17 protein-coding genes are annotated in these 22,772 nt (G+C 45.0%); 9 read left to right on the top strand and 8 right to left on the bottom strand.

The genetic code is table 11. The annotated features are described in order from the left end of the window. The first annotated feature begins 2 nt into the window (after positions 1–2). Positions 3–1,385, top strand: coding sequence for a pitrilysin family protein (locus GV030_RS05140; RefSeq protein ID WP_159580443.1), 1,383 nt, complete (start codon positions 3–5; stop codon positions 1,383–1,385). Between the two features lie 66 nt (positions 1,386–1,451). On the opposite strand, the gene lhgO is transcribed toward GV030_RS05140, so the two are convergent. Together lhgO and msrB are read right to left on the bottom strand one after the other, a co-directional pair. Next, positions 1,452–2,669, bottom strand: a complete 1,218-nt coding sequence (gene lhgO / locus GV030_RS05135) for an L-2-hydroxyglutarate oxidase (RefSeq protein WP_159580441.1) — start codon at positions 2,667–2,669, stop codon at positions 1,452–1,454. A gap of 124 nt (positions 2,670–2,793) precedes the next feature. Then, positions 2,794–3,198 carry a peptide-methionine (R)-S-oxide reductase MsrB gene (gene msrB / locus GV030_RS05130; RefSeq protein ID WP_159580439.1) on the bottom strand — a complete coding sequence of 135 codons (405 nt, stop codon included), beginning with the start codon at positions 3,196–3,198 and terminating at the stop codon, positions 2,794–2,796. A gap of 146 nt (positions 3,199–3,344) precedes the next feature. Here msrB and GV030_RS05125 point away from each other — a divergent pair, with 146 nt between their 5' ends. From GV030_RS05125 to GV030_RS05115, 3 genes are read left to right on the top strand one after another with little or no spacing between them, the layout of a single operon-like run. Next, complete coding sequence (locus GV030_RS05125) at positions 3,345–4,541, top strand: efflux RND transporter periplasmic adaptor subunit (RefSeq protein ID WP_159580437.1); 1,197 nt, start codon at positions 3,345–3,347, stop codon at positions 4,539–4,541. 11 nt (positions 4,542–4,552) lie between these two features. Further along, positions 4,553–7,762: an efflux RND transporter permease subunit gene (locus tag GV030_RS05120; RefSeq protein WP_159580435.1), complete on the top strand. Its 3,210-nt coding sequence runs from the start codon at positions 4,553–4,555 to the stop codon at positions 7,760–7,762. A 36-nt stretch (positions 7,763–7,798) separates the two neighbouring features. Then, a complete protein-coding gene (locus GV030_RS05115) occupies positions 7,799–9,190 on the top strand; it encodes a TolC family protein (protein ID WP_159580433.1) in 1,392 nt (463 codons plus the stop codon). Here the strand turns inward: GV030_RS05115 and GV030_RS05110 are convergent. Beyond that, entirely contained in the window at positions 9,184–10,479 is a 1,296-nt protein-coding gene (locus tag GV030_RS05110) for a D-alanyl-D-alanine carboxypeptidase/D-alanyl-D-alanine-endopeptidase (protein WP_159580431.1), read from the bottom strand. The two genes, GV030_RS05115 and GV030_RS05110, sit on opposite strands and share 7 nt — an antisense overlap. A 156-nt stretch (positions 10,480–10,635) precedes the next feature. Here GV030_RS05110 and GV030_RS05105 point away from each other — a divergent pair, with 156 nt between their 5' ends. Both GV030_RS05105 and GV030_RS05100 read left to right on the top strand, forming a co-directional pair. Further along, entirely contained in the window at positions 10,636–11,925 is a 1,290-nt protein-coding gene (locus GV030_RS05105) for a sodium:proton antiporter (protein WP_159580429.1), read from the top strand. Positions 11,926–11,945: 20 nt separating this feature from the next. After that, positions 11,946–12,575, top strand: a complete 630-nt coding sequence (locus GV030_RS05100; RefSeq protein WP_159580427.1) for a GPP34 family phosphoprotein — start codon at positions 11,946–11,948, stop codon at positions 12,573–12,575. A gap of 19 nt (positions 12,576–12,594) precedes the next feature. On the opposite strand, the gene GV030_RS05095 is transcribed toward GV030_RS05100, so the two are convergent. Further along, entirely contained in the window at positions 12,595–13,044 is a 450-nt protein-coding gene (locus GV030_RS05095; protein ID WP_159580425.1) for a hypothetical protein, read from the bottom strand. Beyond that, the gene (locus tag GV030_RS05090) at positions 13,041–14,138 is read right to left on the bottom strand and encodes a TrkA family potassium uptake protein (RefSeq protein WP_159580423.1); all 1,098 of its coding nucleotides are present in this window, start codon (positions 14,136–14,138) and stop codon (positions 13,041–13,043) included. Before GV030_RS05090 ends, GV030_RS05095 begins: the two co-directional genes overlap by 4 nt. A 443-nt stretch (positions 14,139–14,581) precedes the next feature. Here GV030_RS05090 and GV030_RS05085 point away from each other — a divergent pair, with 443 nt between their 5' ends. Further along, positions 14,582–16,363, top strand: a complete 1,782-nt coding sequence (locus GV030_RS05085) for a glycoside hydrolase family 15 protein (protein ID WP_159580421.1) — start codon at positions 14,582–14,584, stop codon at positions 16,361–16,363. On the opposite strand, the gene GV030_RS05080 is transcribed toward GV030_RS05085, so the two are convergent. The 3 genes from GV030_RS05080 to GV030_RS05070 all read right to left on the bottom strand — a co-directional run bounded on the left by GV030_RS05080 (position 16,358) and on the right by GV030_RS05070 (position 20,022). After that, positions 16,358–18,529 carry a bifunctional alpha,alpha-trehalose-phosphate synthase (UDP-forming)/trehalose-phosphatase gene (locus GV030_RS05080; protein WP_159580419.1) on the bottom strand — a complete coding sequence of 724 codons (2,172 nt, stop codon included), beginning with the start codon at positions 18,527–18,529 and terminating at the stop codon, positions 16,358–16,360. The two genes, GV030_RS05085 and GV030_RS05080, sit on opposite strands and share 6 nt — an antisense overlap. Positions 18,530–18,619: 90 nt before the next feature. Next, the gene (locus GV030_RS05075) at positions 18,620–19,423 is read right to left on the bottom strand and encodes an exonuclease domain-containing protein (protein ID WP_159583629.1); all 804 of its coding nucleotides are present in this window, start codon (positions 19,421–19,423) and stop codon (positions 18,620–18,622) included. Next, positions 19,420–20,022 carry a hypothetical protein gene (locus GV030_RS05070; RefSeq protein ID WP_159580417.1) on the bottom strand — a complete coding sequence of 201 codons (603 nt, stop codon included), beginning with the start codon at positions 20,020–20,022 and terminating at the stop codon, positions 19,420–19,422. Before GV030_RS05070 ends, GV030_RS05075 begins: the two co-directional genes overlap by 4 nt. A gap of 190 nt (positions 20,023–20,212) precedes the next feature. Here GV030_RS05070 and dnaB point away from each other — a divergent pair, with 190 nt between their 5' ends. After that, positions 20,213–21,760, top strand: coding sequence for a replicative DNA helicase (dnaB, locus tag GV030_RS05065; protein ID WP_159580415.1), 1,548 nt, complete (start codon positions 20,213–20,215; stop codon positions 21,758–21,760). Beyond that, on the top strand, positions 21,761–22,753 hold the full coding sequence (locus GV030_RS05060; RefSeq protein WP_159580413.1) for a zinc-binding dehydrogenase: 993 nt from the start codon (positions 21,761–21,763) through the stop codon (positions 22,751–22,753). Positions 22,754–22,772 lie beyond the last annotated feature (19 nt).

The raw sequence follows: 22,772 nt of genomic DNA, 5'->3' as shown, positions 1-22,772 counted from the left end.
TCATGAAGCGCATTACATTATATTTATTCAACATCGTTATTTGCCTGGCAGTGTTTGCTCAAAAACAAACACCACCCGCCGGAGGAACTCCAAAGGATTTTACCCTACCTGAGAAAACCACTTTCAAACTGGATAATGGTTTGACTGTGGTGATGATACCTTACGGAAACCTTCCGAAGGTGACTGTCAGTGCTGTAGTGAAAACCGGCAATATTCATGAAGGGGAAGGTCAGATATGGTTGGCAGATATTACCGCTGACCTGATGCAGGAGGGCACCACCACCCGCACAGCTCAGGAGGTATCACTGGCTGCCGCTAATATGGGTGGTCAGATCAATATAGGAGTAGGCCCCAACCAGACCACAGCGTCAGGCGAGGTGCTTTCCGAATTTGGTGCTGACCTTGTAGGCCTGATCGCCGATGTGTTGCAGCAGCCGGCTTTTCCAGGAGGAGAACTCAGCAGATTGATCAATGACAGGAAAAGAGACCTGAGTGTTCAGATGTCCAGGCCGCAGCCTCAGGCTACGGAGAAGTTCAATAAGATTATATATGGAAATCATCCTTATGGAGATATCTACCCTACAGAGGAAATACTGGATAGCTACACCATTGATGATGTACGCAAATTTTACAGCGACAATTTTGGAGCTCAGCGTACGGTGGTGTATGTGGCTGGCGTTTTCAATGAGGCTGAGATGAAGGAGGCAATAACCAAAGCCTTCTCGCAGTGGGTCACAGGCCCTGCTGTGAGCTTTGATGTGCCTGAGGCTGTGGCTAAGCCCGGTGTGGAAATTCTGGATAGGGCAGATGCTCCCCAGTCTACTATCATCATGGGGCTGCCTGTGGTAGATCCTTCGCATCCGGATTTCATTCCACTTTCTGTGACCAATTATTTGTTGGGAGGTTCTTTTGCCTCCAGGATCACCTCGAACATTAGGGAAGACAAAGGCTATACGTACTCACCCAGAAGTACAGTAGATACCAGGTATGGAGCTGCCACCTGGTATGAAATGGCAGATGTGACCACTGATGTTACAGGGCCTTCTCTCAAGGAGATTTCGTATGAGATCAATAAGCTGAGGAGTGAGGTCCCGGGAGTTGAAGAATTGGACGGTATTAAGAATTATAGAGCAGGGATATTTGTTTTGCAAAACTCATCTCCTGGTGGAATTATCGGTCAGCTGTCGTTTCTAGACTTATACGGCCTGGATGACTCATACCTCACCGAATATGTAAAGAATGTTTATGCCGTCACACCCGAGCAGGTGACTGAGATGACTCGTAAGTATCTGGATTATGAGAAAATGACCATCGTGGTGGTAGGAGATAAAAAGGTGATTGAAAAGCAGATAGAAGACTATCAAAACGCTTTGGACAATTTCTGAAAAGAGGCTTCATAAGTGTTGCTAAGAAAGGAAAGGCCCTCCATTGTTAATGGAGGGCCTTTCCTTTTAGCTCTTCTCTACTGTCACTTTCTCAAATCGTTTCAAGGCCAGCCCTGCTACATGTTCGCCGATGGCCAGCGACGAGGTGGCTGCCGGAGAGGGTGCATTGCCTACATTGATCACTTTATCGCTTTCCAAGATCAAAAAATCATCGATCAGGCCACCTTCACGGTCACAGGCTTGTGCCCTCACACCAGACCCACCCGGTTCCAGGTCATTTTTTTGTATTTCTGGTAGTAGTTCCTGGAGGGCTTTGGTGAATGCTGACTTGGAATAGGACCTGTAAAATTCACCCAATCCGGTTTTCCAGTACTTCCCGGCTACTTTTCTGAATCCTTTCCACCCCAGTGTGCCAGCCAATTCACCCAGGTTGATGTCAGATTTGGTGTAACCTTCTCTTCTGTAGGCCAGCACTGCATTTGGACCAGCCTCAATGCCGCCACCGATCATTCGGGTAAAGTGGACCCCAAGAAAAGGGAAGTTGGGGTCCGGTACAGGGTAGATGAGGTTTTTCACCAGGTGTTCTTTTTCCTTTTTAAGTTTGAAGTACTCACCCCGGAATGGAATGATCCGATAGTTCACAGGTACGCCTGTTAGCTTAGCTACTTTGTCCGAAAACAGGCCAGAGCAGTTGATGACCAGTCGGGCTGTCAGGGTTTGATGCTGGGTGATCACCTGAATGAAGCCTTTGTTTTCCTGTATGTCCAGTACTTTATTGTCGGGAAAGATGTCGCCACCAAAATGCCGGATTTTTTCTGCATACTTCGCTGCTACGGCTTTGTAGTCTATGATTCCAGTCTGAGGAACATGAATACCCTCTATGCCATTCACATGAGGTTCGTAATCGTTTAATTCCTCTTTATTGAGTTTTTTCATCCCGGTGAGGCCGTTTTGGATGCCTCGCTCATAGAGCATGTTGAGCGTGGTGATTTGCTCTTCGTTGGTGGCCACTACTATCTTGCCACAGAGCTCGTAGGGGATTTCTTCTTCGTCGCAAAACTTGATGAGTTTGTGATAACCATCCACACAGTTTTTGGCCTTCAGACTGCCAGGCTTATAATATAGTCCTGAGTGGATCACACCACTATTATGTCCCGTTTGGTGGGTAGCCAGCCCTTTTTCTTTTTCCACTACGGCTACACGCAGTTTGGGATTGCTTTCTTTGATTTTGAGGGCAGATGCCAGGCCAACGATGCCTCCCCCAATTACGACTACATTATACATGCCTTTTCATACAGTTTGAACAGGCAAATATGTCGATTTTGATTTATTCTGGAACTTGAGTGGGGTGATTTTTATTCTCTGCCGCAAGAAGGGGGCAAGCCCTTCTTACGATGTAGATAAGCCATTATTCCTCCGCTTTGAAGTTGAGGGAGATGCTATTCATACAGTAGCGCTCTCCTGTGGGCTGTGGGCCATCATGAAAGACATGCCCCAGATGTCCACCGCATCGGGCACATTCCACTTCAGTGCGCACCATTCCAAAGGATTTGTCCATTTTGAGTACTACAGAGTCTTTGGAGTAGGGTTCGAAAAAACTTGGCCAGCCCGATCCGGAATCGAACTTGGTGTCTGATTTGAATAATGGATTGCCGCAGGCGGCGCATTCATATATGCCATCGGCTTTGTTATTGAGTAACTGCCCTGTAAATGCCCGTTCTGTACCCTTCTCTCTGAGTACGTGATATTGCTCAGGGGTGAGCTTCTCACTCCAGTCAGCATCGGTTAAATCTATTTTCTCTGGTTTGCTCATAATTCGATTAGTTTTGCCTCTTATTATACTCAATAACAGTTCAAAGTGTTTTTTCTTCCGTTCATCAAGTAACCCTATTTTTTTGCAACAAAAGATGAAGAAATCCTTTTAACACATTTGACTTATCACAATCTATTAAAACTAACATGAAAAAAAGACAATGGATGATCCTTGGGATCACATTGGGGGTCTTGGTATTGGCTTTCGGCATGAGCTTTTTCTTTGCCGGACAAAAGGAAGCCCCGGAGATGAAAAAACCACCCGTAGTAAAGAAGTATGTCAAGACAGTTCCTGTTTCTTATGAGGACATCCAAACGCATGTAATGGCCTTTGGAAGGGTACAAACGGCTCAGTCTCTGGACTTGTTGTCAGAAGTTTCTGGACGGATGTTTGAAGGTCAGGTGAGACTCAAGGAAGGACAGAATTTCCGAAAGGGCACTTTGCTCTTCTACATAGACGATAAAGAAGCTACGCTCACGCTGAAGTCTCAAAAGAGCAATTTTCTCAGGGACATTGCGGCCATACTGCCCGATATGAAGATAGACCACTCTGGCAATTTTGAAGCCTGGGAGGCCTATTTCGCTTCTATAGATATTAACAAGGACTTACCTGAGTTGCCAGAGGCGAAATCTGAAAAGGAGAAAACCTTCATGGCTACCAAAGGGATCTATTCCACTTTTTATACCATCAAAAGTGCAGAAGAGCGATTGAAGAAGTATCGTTATTACGCGCCTTTCGATGGGAGTATCTCCGAAGTGAATATGGAATCAGGTGCGTTCATTAACCCTGGCACCAAGATTGGGACCATCATCAAGACAGGCTCGCATGAGTTGAAGGTCTCTGTAGAGACCAAGGACATTCCATGGGTGCAGCTGGGCACTCCGGTTGAAATTTATTCGGAAGAAACCCAGCAGAGCTGGGCGGGAGAGGTGATACGAATGAGTGATTTTGTAAATCAAAATACCCAATCGGTAGATGTCTTTATTTCTATAGAGCCAGGAAAGCAGAAGATTTATGATGGTCAGTTTATACAGTCCGCCATTCCTGCAAGGAAGGTGGAAAACGGGATGATTATTCCCAGAAGTGCACTTTACAACTCCAATGAGGTTTTTGTGGTGGAAGACACGCTGCTGAAGGTCAAGCAGGTTTTTGTGCATCGTACCATGGATGAAAATGTAATCATCAGCGGGCTCGAGGTAGGTGAGGACCTGGTGGTAGAGCCACTCGTGAGTGCCCACAATAATATGATCGTGTTTAAGCTTGAGCAGAAAGACATAGATCGTGAAACCGGAGCTCCAGATTCTACTAACCCTCCAGTAGGTGGAAACCTTGGATCTAACTAAAAATTCAGACTATGAGTACTATAAAAGGTCTAGTAGCCTATTTTGTTAAGTATCCCATTCTAGCCAATATTCTGATTGCACTGACCCTGTTTGGTGGTGTGGTGAGTTTTCTGAATACGAAGAAATCCTTTTTTCCCACGGCCAAGGACAGGGTAATCAATATCGCTGTGACTTATCCGGGAGCCTCTCCAGAGGAGATGGAAGAAGGGGTGACCACCAAAATAGAAGAGGCACTCAAATCAACAGCTGGGATCGATGAGATCACTTCTACCTCTTCAGAAAATAGCGCAAGCATCTCCATCCTTACTTTTGACAACTACGACATAGACGAGGTATATACGGAGGTTAAAAATGCAGTAGATGGTATTTCTTCATTTCCGGTAGGAGCTGAAAAACCCATCGTTTACAAACAGCGTCAGCGCTCCACCGCGCAGTGGCTGGGTCTGACGGGAGATGTAAGTCTTAAAACACTCAAAGAATATGCTGAGGGGATAGAGGATGATCTTTTGGCTACAGGAGTAATCAGCCAGATCAATGTTTCGGGCTTTCCACCTCTGGAGATATCGATAGAGGTAAGCGAAGAGACCCTGAGGAGGTATAACCTCACTTTTGATCAGGTAGCCAGTGCGGTCAGATTGAACAACAGGGATATTTCTGCAGGATCTATTAAATCTGCCAATGAAGAGATTCTTATCCGATCCAAGGCCAAGGAAACAGAGGCTGATCAGATATCAGAGATTGTGGTGCGAAGTAATACTGATGGAAGCAAGCTGCTTCTAAGAGACATAGCAACGATCAAAGAACAGTTTGCAGATGAGCCTAGCAAGGCTTTGCTTAACGGTAAGCAGGCTGTTTTTTTGGAGGTAAGAAAACTGGAAGCTGAGGACCTGACAGAAATCTCTGAGGCAGTAGATGCCTATGTGAAGGATTTTAATGCCAAAAATGACGCTGTACAGCTGACTACCACCTGGGATTTCAATAACATGCTGACACAGCGTCTGGATTTGTTGACTTCTAATGGTTTGGTAGGGCTTCTGTTGGTTTTGCTTTCGCTTGGATTGTTTTTGAGCATCAGACTGTCATTTTGGGTGGCATGGGGTATCCCCTCATCTTTCCTGGGGATGTTCATTTTGGGGACATTTGTGGGACTCACAGTGAATATGATTTCGCTGTTCGGAATGATTCTGGTGATTGGTATTTTGGTGGATGATGGTATTGTGATCGCTGAAAATATCTATGCACACTTTGAGAAGTCGAAAAATCCCATACAAGCAGCTGTAAGGGGCACTCTGGAAGTACTCCCAGCGGTATTCACGTCGGTGGTTACCACCATTGTAGCATTCCTTCCCTTGTTGTTCCTCACAGGAGGATTCGAATTTCTGAAGGATATGGCTTATGTGGTGATCTTTAGTTTGAGTTTCTCACTGCTGGAGGCATTTTTTATCCTGCCGGCTCACCTTGCCAGCAAGAAGGTGCTGAGTGTGAAGAAAGAAGACACCCGAAGCTATAAGATCAGAAAAGTACTGAACAATGGCATTGACTTCATGCGATATAAAGTGTATGGCAGGATGCTGAGCTACTCGATGAAGTACAGAATGGTATCCATGGCGGTGCTGCTTGGTTTTCTGATAGTAGTGAGCGGGCTTCTTGCAGGGGGGCAGATCAAAGCAACCTTTTTCCCTCAGATCCCATTCAATAGCTTCAATGTGAACATCTCCTTCAAGCCCGGAGAGCGTGAACAGAAGGTGGAGTCTTACCTGACGAGGTTTAATGATGCCATTTGGAAGGTGAATGATGACCTAAAGAAGGAGTTTGAAACAGAGAAGGAAATTATCACTTATACTTTCACCAATGTGGGCTTTTCTGGTGATGGTGAGAGCGGGTCACATGCGGGTAATGTGAATGTGATGTATGAAGAGTTGGATGAGTATGGGATCAATCAGTTTGATCTGATCAATAAAATCAGGAAGGAAATTGGGCCTGTACCCGAAGCTGAAAAGTTTAGCATAGGTGGTGGCAACCGATGGGGCAAGCCTGTTTCTATTATGCTGCTGGGTAAAAATTATACAGAGCTCAAGGAAGCGAAGGACTTTTTGAAAGCAGAATTAGAGAATATCTCTGACCTGAAGGAGATTCAGGATAATGTGCCTGTAGGGAGAAGGGAGATGTTATTTGATTTGCGTCCTGAGGCCTATTTTCTGGGCTTGACGCACGATGACATCACACGTCAAATGCGTCAGGGTTTCTTTGGTGAGGAAGTGCAGCGCTTCATGAAAGGCAATGACGAACTCCGCGTGTGGGTGCGTTATCCGAATAGTGGCCGTGAAAGTATTAGCCAGCTGGAAGATCTTAAAATTAAAACTGCTTCAGGGCAGGAGTTCCCACTGACTCAGGTGGCTGATTATCGCATTGAGCGTGGGGTGTCCGGGATCAAACACTTCAATTCATCCAGGGCGGTGACGGTAGAGGCTGATTTGCAAGATCCTTTTGCAGAAGTGCCACCCATCATCAAAAGAATTGAGGACACGATTGTGCCTCAGCTTAAAGCGAAATTCCCTTCAGTGTCTATTGATTACGGAGGGCAATCTAAGGAAAGTGCCCGTGCTGGTGCAGAGATAGGCTTGTTTTTTGGAGGGGCGTTTTTGTTGATTTTCTTTATTTTGATGATCACCTTCAGGTCCTTTTATCAAGCCTTGCTCGTTGTAATCATGATACCCCTGGGTTGGTTTGGTGCCATGTTCGGGCATGGTGTAGAGTCATGGGTCAGCGGTCGTGAGTTGCCCGTTTCCCTACTGAGTGTATGGGGTATGGTGGCACTCTCCGGGGTAATTATTAATGATGCCGTTGTGTTCTTGTCCAAGTTCAATTCGTTGGTGAAAGACGACGGGCTAACGGTGTATCAGGCAGCATATGAAGCCGGAATCGCCAGATTCAGAGCGATCATGCTGACATCTCTGACCACAGTGCTTGGATTGTACCCATTGATCAAAGAAACCAGCTTCCAGGCTCAGTTTCTGATCCCAATGGCCATATCTGTGGCATATGGGGTGCTGATAGGTACTTTCATCATTCTTTTGTTCTTCCCGGTTCTGATTCTGATATTCAACGATTTCAGGAGGGCTCTGCGATGGTTGTGGACTGGTGAGAAACCTTCCAGAGAAGATGTAGAGCGTGTGCTGTTGGATGAGAAGCGCCTGGAGGAATACAAGGAATCAGCTTAAATCATTACTTTTTTTAACAAGACAATTTTGAAGTAAATGAAGTATTATACTTTACTCATTCTTTTTATAGCCGGTGGTTGGTTGGCGCGGGCACAAGAGCCACTTTCGCTTAGTGATGCCATTGCCATTGGGTTGGATAAGAACTACGACATCCGCATTGAAAAGAGAAACGTGGATGTGGCCACCAATAATAATTCCTGGGGTGAGGCTGGGATTTTACCTTCCATTTCCCTCGATCTTCAAAGTCAGAATAGTATTAGAAATCAGCAGTCGGACAATCAATTTTTTGGGGGACAATTATTTCCCGGATTTGAGCTGAACGACCAGCGGGCTTATGCGCTTACTCCTTCTTTGCAGGTGAGTTGGTTGATTTTTCAGGGCAATAAGGCTATTATCAGTAAGCGCAGACTGGATCAGCTGCAAGCCGAGTCCATGCAAAATGCCGATGTAGTAGTATCGAATACCCTGCAGGCCATCATACTTGCCTATTACATGGCCGCTCTTGAGAAGGAACGCCTGGATGCTTTTGAAAAGCAACTGGCACTCAGTAAGGACAGGTATGATTATACTAATACCAAGTATGAAATGGGGAGTGCTGTTACCACGGATCTACTGCTTGAGGAGAACAACTACCTCACGGACTCTGCCAATTACATCAACCAGATGCTGACGTATCATAATGCCATCAGAGCACTGAATGTGCTACTGGTGAGTGATGACATTAATAAGGATTACACTCTGACTGATGATCTCAAACTGGAGGAGTATGACTATCAATATGAGGACCTGGAAGCGGTGATGCTTTCAGAAAATGTGGATCTAAAGAAAATCTATATTTCCCAGTCTATTTTGGAAACACAGGTGAGACAAAGCAGGGCAGATCTCTTCCCCACGGTAAGACTCAATGGTGGATACAATTGGAACAGAAGTGTGTCTGACCTTACCAGTGCGACGTACATAGGGCCCAATCCCGATTATGAAAACCCTCCAGAGCCATTGGTTTCCAAATCAGGTACCTATTTTGCCAATTTCACTTTGAGTTTCAATCTATTCAATGGTGGCAAAGTCAACCGTGCCATTCGCAATAGCATCGTGCAGGAGGATATTGGAAATCTCAGGATAGATCAGCTAGAGACCAGTCTGAAGCGAAGCCTGAGTGAAGCGTATGAGCGGTATCAGATCAGAAAACAACTATATGGTATCAATGCGCTAAATGAGCGATCTGCAGCCACTAATTTGAGCATCTCGCAAGAAAAGTTCAAAGGAGGCACCATCAACTCATTTGATTATCGGGTGGTTCAGAATAACCACCTGGCGGCCACTAACCAGAAGCTACAGGCCCTGTACAATTTGATCGATTCTAAGGTGGAGCTGATGCGCCTTACCGGAGGGCTGATTTCTGAGAATGGCTCGGTGAGCGATCAGTAAGCATCCCTTACCGCTTCAAGCACCCGCTGCATTTCTCTTTTCACATCGCTGACAGGGGAGAGGTAGTTATTATTCATGAAGGAAAAGATGAGGATCCTGCCCGAGTTGGTCTTGATGTAACCGCTTAGACAATGATTGTTACTAAGTGTTCCTGTTTTAGCAAAAACGTAAGGAGGATTTCCAGGATACCAGTTTTTCAGAGTGCCGGAGACACCACCTGTGGGGAAAATCATTGTGATTTCATTCCACGATAGCTGACCATAGATCAGAGCAAGTATTTCCACAAGGGCTCTGGGGGTAAATAGATTATATCTAGAAAGCCCCGATCCATCCACCCACTGGATAGGAGAAGAAAGGTGCCATTTTGAAAGGAGGTGATTTCTGAAGGCGTCCGGATTGTTATACCCGCTATATCTGGCCGCTGTGATGAGGAGTTGCTCGGCCAGAAAATTATCACTGCGCTGCATCATGAGAGTAAGTGCAGGGACCAGTGCCTCATTGTACAGGGTGGTGTAGTTGCTAAGAGGAGCTTTGCTGAAGGATACCGGCGCATTGGTAGTATCTGACAGGAGCCTTGCCAGGAGCTCATCGCTGTAGTCAAATGGAATTTTTCTTTCAAATGAGGAGGTGTCGTACTCCATCCAGATATTGAAAAGGTTGAATTTTCGTTCCCTATAAACAAGACTCCCGGGTTTTTCTCCTACAAATAGGCTGATGTAGTCTTCGAAAAAAGCGGGCACCACACTCAGTGTGTCCCTGTTAAAAATTCTCACTTCATTACCATAAATAGGCATCCAGGATCGCTCCGTTTGGTAGCTGTATTGATAATCATCCCAAGCCCACCCAGGCCCAAATGGTGTGAGTTTGTTATCGGGCAAATGAATCTCTATTGGCTTGTTTTTGAGTCGGTTAATTACCGGCTGATTGGGAAAGTCTGTGTGTAGAAAGGTAGGGTCTCCCATTGGCTCCAGCCGGATAGTATCAGCCATTTGCTGAACCAGAAATGAAGGAATGGAATCGGGAAGGGAGGTAAGGCATGCGTAAGTGGTTAGGATTTTTGTGTTGGAAGCAGGAGTAAAGTGCAGATCTGCATTTTTTGTTTTCAGATACTTCCCTGATAGCGGATCATAAAGTACAAATCCCGAGAATTCGTTTCTGAAAATTTCCGAGTGTTTCAGATATGCATCAATATCTCTGGACGTGGCCAGTTTTCGCAGGGAGTTACAGCCGAAGAGCATAATTGCTAAAACACAAAATATTGCAATATGCCAGAATGGTTGATTTCTCATGTTGTTAATAAAAATCCGCTTTTATTTAGAATTATGCTGGATTTTAGGCTATTTTAGGAAGGAATAAAAGTTAACCATTATTTTTTTTGTAATATTTTTGTTTTTATTTTGGCATTGCCAATATGGACTAATTTCTAAGCCATTACAATTCACCAAATGAGTATACTCGACCTAATCACGTTATTAATATTTCTAGCCGCTGTATTTACCTTAATTAACATCACGGTTCTCAAACTTCCCAGCACCATAGGACTGATGGCTATTGCCCTCATGATGTCCGTGGCAATTCTACTGGCTGGTTATATATTTCCATCCGTTACAAGGGGTGCGGAACATATCATCACAGAGTTCGATTTCAAAGAAGTTCTGCTTGGTGTCATGCTGAACTTCCTGCTTTTTGCCGGAGCCTTGTCGGTGGATTTGAAGAAACTTCTGGAAGAGAGGGTGGCCGTTTTGGTGCTTGCTACAGTTGGCACTCTCCTTTCTACTTTCATCGTAGGTACGCTGGTTTACTACATTTTCCCTGTACTGGGTGTGGAGATTGATTATATCTTTTGTCTCTTATTCGGAGCATTGATTTCTCCTACAGACCCAATTGCGGTACTGGCCCTGATTAAGAAATTTGGAATGTCCAAGAATTTGGAAATTAAGATTGCAGGGGAATCACTTTTTAACGATGGGGTAGGAGTGGTTATTTTCTTAACCATACTAGGTATAGCACAGTCCACTTATGGCGGAGCTGAGGCTGCTCATGGAGCTCATGGCGCAGGTGAAATCACCGCGTCCTCAGTGGCCATCTTATTTGGTCAGGAGGTTGTAGGTGGTGTCTTGATGGGCGCTATATTTGGTTTCTTGGGCTTTAGGCTTCTAAACTTTATTGACAATGACCATGTGGAGCTGGAAGTGCTTGTTACCCTTACCCTTGTAATGGTTGGAGGAAGACTTGCTGAGCTAATCCACGTTTCTGGACCACTAGCCATGGTGGTGATGGGACTGTTTATAGGCAATGAAGGGAGAGACGAAAAGTTGGCCAACGCCACCGGAGAGTATGTGTTTAAGTTTTGGCACTTGCTGGATGAAGCGCTTAATGCTATTTTGTTTATCCTGGTAGGCCTGGAGATGATTGTGATTGCAAATACCTTCTCACCTACGAGTTTCCTTGTAGGAGGTGCTGGCATCCTGATTGTGCTTACTGCAAGGTTTATTGGAGTATCTCTCCCGATAAAAGCCATGTCTATTTTCCGTACTTTTGAACCGAAAACGATTATTATTCTTACCTGGGGAGGTTTAAGAGGAGGGATATCAGTAGCCTTGGCACTTTCTCTCGCTGAATTCACCTGGATGGAGCCAGTTATTAAAGAGACCATTCTGTTCACCACGTATTGTTGTGTGGTTTTCTCCATTCTGGTTCAAGGCCTTACAATGGGATTTTTATTGAAGGATTAAAATAATAAAAACGATTACTTATGAAGATTAGCATAGCTGAGGGTTTGTATTTGATTGCCCTTGACGATGAAGAAGGACGCCTTTTAGCTGCGGCTGAAAAGACGATTGTGCCAGGACTGATTAGTGCTGCTATTCTTGAGCTTCACCTTCTGAAGAAGGTAGGACTGAAAGACAATAAGATTTCGTCTGTGGAGCAGTCTGGTACCGGCAACGGTATTCTGGACGGTATTTTGAGAAAACTCAAGACCGGCTTGAACTTTCTGGATGCTGTGGAAGATCTATCGCATCATTTTAAAGATATACAGGAAGACCTTAATCAGCTATTGGTGCAGAGAGGAATTCTAAAGAAAGAGGCTACAAAACTCATGTGGATACCACTTTCAGAGAGAATGGATAATGCTAATTATTCCTTTGAACAGGATATCAGAAACAGCCTGAAGACCATTGTATTCAAGAGCGCCAAACCGACCATATCTTTTGTGATTTTAATGTCCCTGATCTACGACTGCCAAATTCTGAGCGAGGTTTTTAGAGATAAGGATGAACTGATCGATGCTGTGAAAGTGGCCAAGGATATGGTGGACTCACCAGTACTTACCCCGGAAGTTTCTACGGCGCTAAAAGAACTGAAGAAGTATTTTGGAAACTAAATGAAGAGTTATGAGAAGACTACTCCTTACCCGGAGTAGTCGCTCTGCTACTTCTAAGATTGCTTTCTTCTAATTGTAATAACTCTGTTTCCTCCTCATTTAAGTAGTAGTTAAATAACCGGTTGAAATCCTCGTTCACTTGCTCAACTGGTCTTTTGCTGATAGCAGCATAGGTAAGCACCTGAAAATCTCTCATCGTCCGTAAATAGGCCATCACGGTGTCTTGCTTTTCCATCAGCTTATTGGCTCTGAAAGCCATAAAACCAAAACCCTCGTGCGGATTGTTGTTGTCTTTCTCCAGGATGAGGTATTCTATGCCATCCACAGTGATTTTATCAAAGTTAAAGACGATATCCTCGTGAATTTCTCTGGGCCTGAATGCCTCACCCTCGTTGATGTCACGATTTTCACAGCCATAAATCGTAAGCACTGTGACTATGGTAATTGCTAAACGTCTGTAGGTTTTCATTTCTTGTTCTTAGATGTCTCTCTGATATATCCTTCGTCCACTCCGAATACTTTTCTCAAAAGCTTAAAGGCTTTGCCATTCATGATAATGATGAGATAGTCACCCGGAGCTATTTTAAGCTCACCCAGCGGGTTTTTGATCAGTCTTTTGTTGCCGTACTTATCCCTTTTGGTAATGCCTATCAATACAGCATTGAAGCGCTTTTTGAGGTCGAAAAACACTTCCTGATAGGCTTTGCCTACGTAGGGGTTGGTAGGAATGACAAGAAGCTGCTTGATATCATAATCACCGTCACCTCTGGCAAATGACATAATGGATTCACTATAGCTGGCTACGTCCGGCTCGAACATGTAGGAGGCTAGTAGTTTAGAGGAGATTTCGTGTTTGGAGATGGTGTTGGTAACTCCGGCACTCACAAAGGTGTTTTTGAGATCACCGTTATCGAGAGTGACTACATAATCGAGGTTTGGGAATATCTTCTTAAGGTTCAGGATATATACCAGCTTTTCTGTGTCATTGTCCAGGTTTACAAAGACAATAGAAGATTGTTCAATGTTGGTTTTCTTGAGGAGTTCCTGGCTGCCAAAATCACCGTACAGTGTAAAAATGTTTTTGGTTCCATACAGATCTTTGATGTGATCGATGTCCTCCCGATTGTTGGTGAATATGGCTACCTGTTTGCCTACCCCTATCAATTGTTCGAGGACCATTTTTCCGAACTCATTCCATCCGATGATCACCGCGTGGCCCTCGAATGTAGTGCCATTGTAGCCTAGTTTTTTATTTTCCTGAATAGTAGCCATAAGGTTAGTGAATTGACCAATTAATAATCCGTAAATACCCAAACTCAAAAAGATGAAAATGTAGCCGATAGCTCGCCCATATACCGTGGCGGGGAACAGGTCTCCGTAGCCCACAGTAGTAAGCGTGACGATGGAATACCAAACGGCATTCTGCATGTCTCTTATTGCTGACTGGTTGCTGTCTTTTTCCACATATACCAGAGCGGCCAATAGTAGAAAATATACAATAAAGCCGGCAACAATTTTAATGGCTATGCTAAACGTCTTATTATTTATGAGGTCTTTGAGCATGTGATGATGTTACAAACGAACCAAATATATATAAAAGGTTTCTCTTATAGTTCAATTCTTTGCCGATTGATAGCTTTGAAGAGATAGTTTGGATATTCGGGCCAATTTGCTGAAATATTAAGATTCAGCAGAGTAAATCTTGCGAACTTTTTGGATTTTGGTTATTAAGTAATCCACGAAATGTTATATTTCTGAGGAAATGTTTCACTTTTCTTGGTATGGGGTAGATGACCACCCGATGTTATCAGTTTTGGGGAGGTAGATGCCAAAGGGGAGAAAAGCATGAATGAGGGGATGTTCTATGGGAGGTCAAATTATTGGTATTTCAAGAAAACTAATTGAAAATTATTTTTATTATAATGTATTATCCTTTTATTTTATGAATTGATAAAAATTACTATTATTCTTTGAATCTCACGTACTCTCAATAAAAAAATTATCCTATGCAAAGACACACTTATGATTATGGTGTAATTGGCAATTGTGCATATACCGCTCACATTCACACAGACACCAGCATAGCCTGGATGTGCTGGCCGAGATTTGATAGCAGTTTTATTTTTGGTAGCCTGCTGGATAAGGAAAAGGGTGGTGAGTTTTCTGTGAAGCCCCTTGAGCCTGATTTTAAGACTAAACAATATTATGTAGAGAACACTAATATTCTTTGCACAGAAGTGGTTTCGGAAACCGGAAAGTACCGGGTGACTGATTTTGCCCCTCGATTTTATCAGAATGACCGTTACTATAGACCACTCATGCTGGTGAGAAAGATAGAGCGCCTGGAAGGTAACCCTAGGTTGGTAGTGAAGTGTGCACCTAAAGGGAATTATGGTGAAATCACCCCACAAGCTACGATGGGGAGTAATCATATCCAGTTTTTGGGACTGGATGCCCACGTGCGTTTGACCACCAACATCTCCCTCAACTATGTGATGAGCGAAGAGAGTTTTGTGTTGAACGAGAATAAGTACCTGGTCTTTACCTACGGGGCGCCGCTTGAGGGGCCACTGCTCGAAACCATTGAAAACTTCCTGTATAAAACAAAAAATTATTGGCGTGATTGGGTGAAGACAGCCAATATTGTCAACTTTTATCAGCGTGCAGCCATCCGGTCAGCTCTTATCCTTAAAATTCACCAGTATGAGGATACCGGAGCGATAATAGCAGCAGCTACTACCAGTTTGCCTGAGTCGCCCGGGAGTACGCGAAATTGGGATTATCGCTATTGCTGGATGCGGGATACCTACTATACCCTCAATGCCTTCAATAACATTGGCCACTTTGAGGAGTCCGAAAAGTATTTTCACTACATCCTCAATACCACGATAGAGGAGACCAATCGCTATCAGCCACTCTACGGCATTAGTGGACAGAAAGCCCTCATAGAGAAGGAACTTGATCTGGCTGGCTACATGGGGAATCAGCCCGTGCGTATTGGAAACGACGCATACACACACATTCAGAATGATGTTTATGGGCAGGTATTGATCTCATTGTTACCTCTTTATGCGGATAAGCGAATTATATTCACCGAGCGATTTGACTCATCTGAGTTGGTGAGCAAAACTCTGGATATGATTGAGAAGACGTTTGACGAAACGGATGCTGGTTTGTGGGAATTCAGAAATTTACGTCAGCATCATTGCTATACTTATCTTTTCCATTGGACAGGCAGTAGTGCCGCGCTGAAGATTGCCGAAGTGATAGGGGATAAGGCCATGGGGGAAAAGGCTGCCCGTTTGCAAAAGCGTTCTCAGGAGATGATTCAGAAATGCTATGTGCCTTCCAAGAAGGGCTATGCTCAGGCTGTAGGGGTGGAGCGCATGGATGCCAGCACCTTACAGCTCATTATGATGAACTATCTGGATGGTAATACACAGGAAGCTAAAGACCACCTGAAGGCACTGGAGAAGGAGCTACATGCGAAGGATGGACTCTTCTACCGCTATAAGCATCAGGATGATTTCGGCGCTCCGGAGACTACTTTTCTTATTTGTGCGTTCTGGTACGTAGAGGCTCTTGCCTGTGTGGGCAGACTGGATGAATCTATCAAGTATTTCGAGAACATCCTCTCTTACTCTAACCACGTGGGGCTACTCAGCGAAGATGTCAACGAAAAAGATGGTGGTATGTGGGGTAACTTCCCCCAGGCGTATAGCCATGTGGGTCTGCTCAATGCAGCCTCCAGAATTGCCAGAAAACTTGATAAGCCTGACTTCTTATAGCAGGCTTTTCAGGAGTTTTCTAATGTCATGGAAGTCAGTGACCCGGTATTTGGCTGCTGATGAGGTGGTGCCTACCTTGATGGTGTAGGCACTATCTGGCATGACCTTGAAAGTGTCCTCATCTGTCCAATCGTCACCGCAGGCCATCACAAAATCTGAGGGGTGCTTATTGAGCCATACAGTGGCGGCACGCCCTTTATCTATTTCAGAGTTTTTGATTTCCACTACCTTATTGCCTTCCAGCACTTTCAGGTTTCTGTCTACTGTAATGTATTTCAGGTGGCTGGTGAGTTCTCTTGTTCGGGCCTCTCCAAGTCCGGTTTCTACCTTTCTGTAGTGCCAGACCAGCGAGTAGTCCTTTTTCTCTACAAAACTTCCGGGTGTACGATCTACATAACCATCCAATACCTTCATGATTGGGCCTTTCCAATTATCATTTAGGCTGGTAAGTGTCCTGAATTTCTTCCCTCTCTCTTTGATCCAAACTCCGTGCTCGGCTATGATTTCCAGGTCAAAGTCTGACAGCCACTCCTCAAGGGTGTCTCTGCCTCTGCCACTGATTACCACCACACGGTTTTTCTTGTCCGCGGTTAGTTTGGCAAGGATCGTCTTCAGTCCTTTATCAGGTTTGGTTTTCAATGGATCACTGTCAAACCCTACAAGGGTGCCATCATAGTCCAGGAAGATCATGCGCTTCTTGGCGGCCTGATAACTCTTGGTGAGTCTGGAAGTAATGGTTTTATCCAGTAGTTGGGTCTCCAGTGCCTTCTGCTCATGTTTGATGTGGTGGAGACGTTCCATGAAAAGGTTGACCCAATGGTGAATGTTGTACCTCTGCAGCGATCGCTGCATGCTGATCATATTGGCCATCTGCTTTTTGACGGGCATTGTCAGAGCTGTTTTGATGGCATTGACCAACTCTCCCATGTCGTTGGGATTGATAAGGATGGCGTCTGAGAGTTCTTTGGAAGCTCCCGCCATTTCGCTGAGGATCAGGACGCCCTTCTTGTCCAGCTTACTCGCGATGAATTCCTTACATACCAGGTTCATCCCGTCTCTCATAGGAGTGACCATGGCCACTTCCGCCATTCGGTAAAATGCAGAAAGCGCGTTGAGCGGGAAGGATCGATAAAAATAGTGAATGGGTGTCCAGTTCAACCGGGAATAATTTCCGTTGATCCGCCCTACCAGGAGGTCTATTTCCTCTTTGAGTTCCTTGTATTTACCCACCTGATCTCTTGAGGGCACCACGACCATGAGCAGAGATACCTTTTCTCTGTAGTCCGGGTTTTGTTCCAGAAACAATTCGAAGGCTTTGAGCCTTTGTGGAATACCCTTGGAGTAGTCGAGCCTGTCGATGGAGAGTATGAGCTTCTGAGCACCGATGGATTCTCGATATCGGGCCTCTCTTTCCAGGGTCTCTTTTGCGGCAGCAGATTCGGCATATTTGTCATAGTCAATACCCATAGGTAGGGCATCCACCATCACTTTTCTGTTGTCCACATTGATCATGCCATTGCTATTGCCCAGTCCCGCCAGTCTGTTGACTGACGAAAGGAAGTGCCTCATGTCATCATAGGTGTGGAACCCGAGGAAGTCAGCTCCCAGCATGCCCTCCAGCAGTTCTCTTCTCCAAGGTAGTAGTCTGAAGGATTCGTAGGAGGGGAAGGGGATGTGCAGGAAGAAGCCAATGCTTGCCTTTGGGGCAGATTCCCTCAACATCTCGGGTAAAAGCAGCAGCTGATAATCGTGTACCCAAATGGTGTCTTCTGGCTCCAGTACCTCAGCGATGGCACGGGCAAATTTGCGATTTACCTTCTGATAGGCACGCCACATGTCATCATCAAATACGATGTATTGATTGAAGTAGTGAAAATTGGGCCAGAGGGTTTCGTTGCTGAAGCCTTCGTAGAACTCTTCGATTTCGGTATTGGTGAGAAATACCGGCTTCATACTCTCTGTTTTCAGCTTTTTGGTGATCTCTTTCTGATGATCTGCTTTAGAGACTGCCAGGCCAGGCCAACCGATCCAGATGTTGTCGCCATCTTTGTAGATAGACCCTAGTCCGGTGGCAAGTCCACCTTCACTGGGCATGTAGTTATATTTACCGTTCTCCTGAGAGATCTTTACAGGTAATCTATTTGATACGATGATCGTTTTGGCCATAATACTTTACTTTCTCTTTTAAAGATACAATCCTTAGTCCTCTTTTGTTAGAAAAGAGTGATGGGTCAATGCAAAGAATGGGCCGGGGCTTTACCCAAAGTTATTTCTTAATCTTATCTTGGTTAGTCTTCGTTTGGTGTCAAGGGGAAAATCACCTTTCATCATCCAGTCATAAAAGCTGGGCTCTTTTTGTAAAACTTCTGACACGAGCTTGCCACGATGCTTTCCAAAATTGAAGGTTTCCTCTCCTTTATCGTTGTAGACCATCCTGCCAGCTAAATCCACCATTTTCTGATTGGTGAGTTCATGAAGGATGTTCATGTCATTTTTGATAGTGCCCAATTCTTTTCCCAGAAGATCCTTAACAGGCTCACCTTCGTACTTGTCTATCTGAGCCATAAGTACCTCGTAGGTTGCCTGAGTATCAGCCAGGGCACTGTGGGCATTTTCCAGGGGTTTGCCACAGTAGAACTGATACGCTGCTGAGAGATTTCGCTTTTCCATCAGATGGAAAATTTTCTGAGCATCCACTAGTTTTCGGTTATCCACCTCAAAATCTACATTCGCTCTTAAGAACTCTTCTACCAACATGGGTACATCAAATTTCAGGATGTTGAACCCGGCAAGATCACAACCTTCCAGCCATGTAGCCAGTGATTTAGCTACCTGCTTAAAGTTGGGTTCGTCCTTGACATCTTCGTCATAAATGCCATGAATCAAACTGGTTTCCAGGGGAATAGGGATGGTGGGGTTGATGCGGCGGCTTTTTTCTTCTACCGTGCCATCTGGCATTACTTTGAGTAGCGCCATCTCCACTATTCTGTCATTGGCAATATTGGTGCCTGTGGTCTCCAGGTCAAATACGACCAATGGGTTTTTTAATTTGAGCATTATGCCTTTGATTTTAGAGCTGAGTAAAACTGATCATCAGAGACGCCAATGCGGTTGAGCAATGCCTTGGCTCCGGCTGCATGATGAGGGAACCGGTCGTTGTCTGTCTTATAGATCACAGCCCCTCCATTTGTTTTCAAAGAAAAACCACCTGGAACCGGCTCTGCATCAAGAGAAGTATACTCTATCTCTTTTACATCCTCACGCTCCTTTTTCCCCATGAGTAAAGCCACATCGTCATCCTCAAAATAGAGGAAACAACCTGCTTTGGGTAGATTGTCAGCCAAGGTCTCAAACTCTGCCAGGTAACTATCGAAGGAGTTGTAAGAAGAAGGGATGTCTTCTTCTATTTTGTGAATCAAAAGAATATGAATGCCTAATTGATGAAAGATGGCTTTTCCGTTATGCAAAGCATCACCACCCTTCATGATCACAATGGGAGCGTCTGTGCTGGTGAATTCGGTGCCTATGGTGTAGAAATCGGCAGGTTTCTTAATGTGCTTTAGTACGATCTCTACTATTTCGAAAATTTCATCTACACCATGGTTGCCTCCAATGTATATGCGCTGTTTATTTTTTAATAGGTCTGTGTTTATCTGCATGGGTTTGTCATCTCTGAATTTCAAAAATAAACCAAAAAGGATCGGAGGCAAACTTTTAGACACATTACACAGGAACTAGATTTATCCACAGGGTGGTTTGTTGGTAAGTGGTGCAAAATCACCCGAGTTGGAAAGGTGTCAAATCGCAGCCTAGTGTCTAAGTTTGCTTAAGGAATTTAAAACGTAAAAAATGGAGGGAGGGAAATCATCTGCACTAAAGACCACAGCTAAAAACAGGAGACTCACTGTAGGGGATCTTTCCAGGCAACTGGGAAAAGTGCCACCACAGGCGGTGGAAATTGAGGAAGCTGTGCTGGGTGCCCTGATGCTAGAAAGAGATGCCCTCACCAATGTAATAGAAATATTAAAACCTGAGAGTTTTTACAAGGACGCTCACAGGATGATCTTCGAAGCGATTGTTCAGCTGTTCAATAACAGTGAGCCTGTGGACATCAAGACGGTTGTTCACCGCCTAAGGAAGAACGGGCATCTGGATATAGTAGGGGGAGCTTATTACGTGTCGGACCTCACGACCAAAGTGAACTCGGCAGCCAATATTGAGTATCACGCACGGATCATCGCTGAGCAATCCATCAAAAGAGAGCTTATTCAGATTTCCTCTGAGATCCAGCAGGATTCATATGAGGATACCACCGACGTTTTTGATCTTTTAGATAAAGCGCAGCAGGCTCTTTTTGATGTGTCTGAGTCCCATATCAGGAAAAACTATGATAAAATGAATGCCCTGATGCATCAGGCCATTCAGGAGATCGAAGACCGAAAAAACCAAAAAGACGGCCTCACAGGTATTGCCAGTGGATTCACCTCTCTGGATCGGATTACCTCAGGTTGGCAGCGGTCAGATTTGGTCATTATTGCGGCCAGGCCGGGTATGGGTAAGACCGCTTTTGTCGTATCTGCTTTGAGGAATGCCGCCATTGACTTCAAAACACCTGTGGCCATCTTCTCACTGGAGATGTCATCCGTACAGCTGGTACACAGGATGGTTTCAGCAGAAGCCGAGCTGGAGAGTGATAAACTGAGACGAGGAAACCTTCAGGCTTATGAGTGGCAGCAGCTGATCAGCAAGACAGGGAAGCTTTCAGAAGCCCCCATTTTCATTGATGATACACCCGCATTGAGCATTCTGGAGCTTCGTGCCAAAAGCCGAAGACTCGTAGCGCAGCATGGAGTGTCCCTCATAGTGATTGACTACTTGCAGCTGATGACCGGTGATACCTCCAAGAGTAGTGGTGGCAATCGTGAACAGGAAATTGCTTCGATATCAAGGGCATTGAAAGGAATAGCCAAGGAATTGAATGTGCCAGTGATTGCTCTGTCACAGTTGAGTAGGGCAGTGGAAACACGAGGTGGTGACAAACGTCCACAGCTTTCCGACCTTAGGGAATCTGGATCTATCGAGCAGGATGCCGATATGGTAATGTTCCTTTACCGACCTGAATACTACGGCATGACTCAGGATGAAAACGGTATGCCATTGCAAGGGATTGGGGAAGTGATCATTGCTAAGAACAGACATGGTAAGTTGGAAAATGTTCAACTGAAATTCATCGGTAAATTCACCAAATTTGAAGACCTGGATGCATCCATCAGTGCTACCAATGACACTTATGGGAGTTCCTTCCCAACTACCGGTCCTTCTAATTCGGATTTCACCATTACCATACCAAGTAAGGCTAACAAGAAGGATGGTGGCGATGATGAAATGCCTTTCTAGATGAAAGCGATTGTAGTCAGAGCGAATGGTCAAAAGTATCAACTGGAGTTTTCAGAAGTTTCTGATCCGGTTTTGAAGCCGGGCCACTGTCTGGTGAGAATAAAAGCTGCCGCTCTTAACAGGCGTGACTACTGGATTTCCGTAGGGAAATATCCAGGCATCAAAGATGGTGTGGTTTTGGGCTCGGACGGATGCGGAGAGGTAATAGCTGGTGAACCGGCCTGGATGGGCAAGACTGTGCTGATCAATCCAAACATCAACTGGGGGGATAACCCCGAGCATCAATCTTCTCAATACTCTATTCTGGGTACCCCTGAAAATGGAACTTTCGCAGAGTATCTAATGGTACCAACAGATCGGTTGATCGAAAAACCCTACTATTTGAGTGATACAGAGGCTGCAGCATTCCCACTGGCTGCCCTCACCGCATACAGGGCGGTATTCAGAAAGGCCAACGTTCAGAGAAATCAAAAAGTCCTGGTCACGGGTGTAGGAGGCGGGGTGTCTCAGTTCGCTTGTGCTTTTGCTCTGGCTGTTGGTGCTGAAGTGTATGTGACCAGCAGCAGTGACGATAAGCTGACAAGAATGATGAGAATGGGTGCCTCCGGCGGGTTCAACTATACTGACGCGGGCTGGGTGAAAGAGGCAGGCGGAAAAGTGAATAAGTTTGACGCCATCATTGACAGTGCAGGGGGAAATGCCATTAATGATTACCTGAGACTTATTCAGCCGGGAGGCCGTATTGTGGTGTATGGCAGCACTACGGGGAAAACAGAAGGACTTGATTTATTTAGATTATTTTGGTCGCAAGCATCCATCGTGGGGTCTACCATGGGCAACGATGAGGAATTTGCGTCTATGGTTGATTTCATTACCAGCCATCAGATCAAACCAATCGTTGATTCCGTACATCCATTTGCAGAGGGTGTTGAGGCTATACGCCAAACGGGAAGCTCCAGTCAATTTGGTAAGGTGGTGCTGGAGATGATATAAAAAAACGTCTGACCTGAGC

Origin of the sequence: Marinoscillum sp. 108 (assembly GCF_902506655.1) — a bacterium.
In the GTDB taxonomy this organism is placed as follows: domain Bacteria; phylum Bacteroidota; class Bacteroidia; order Cytophagales; family Cyclobacteriaceae; genus Marinoscillum; species Marinoscillum luteum.
Note: the sequence above shows the minus strand (reverse complement) of the source record. Positions and strands in the feature narration are given on the sequence as shown.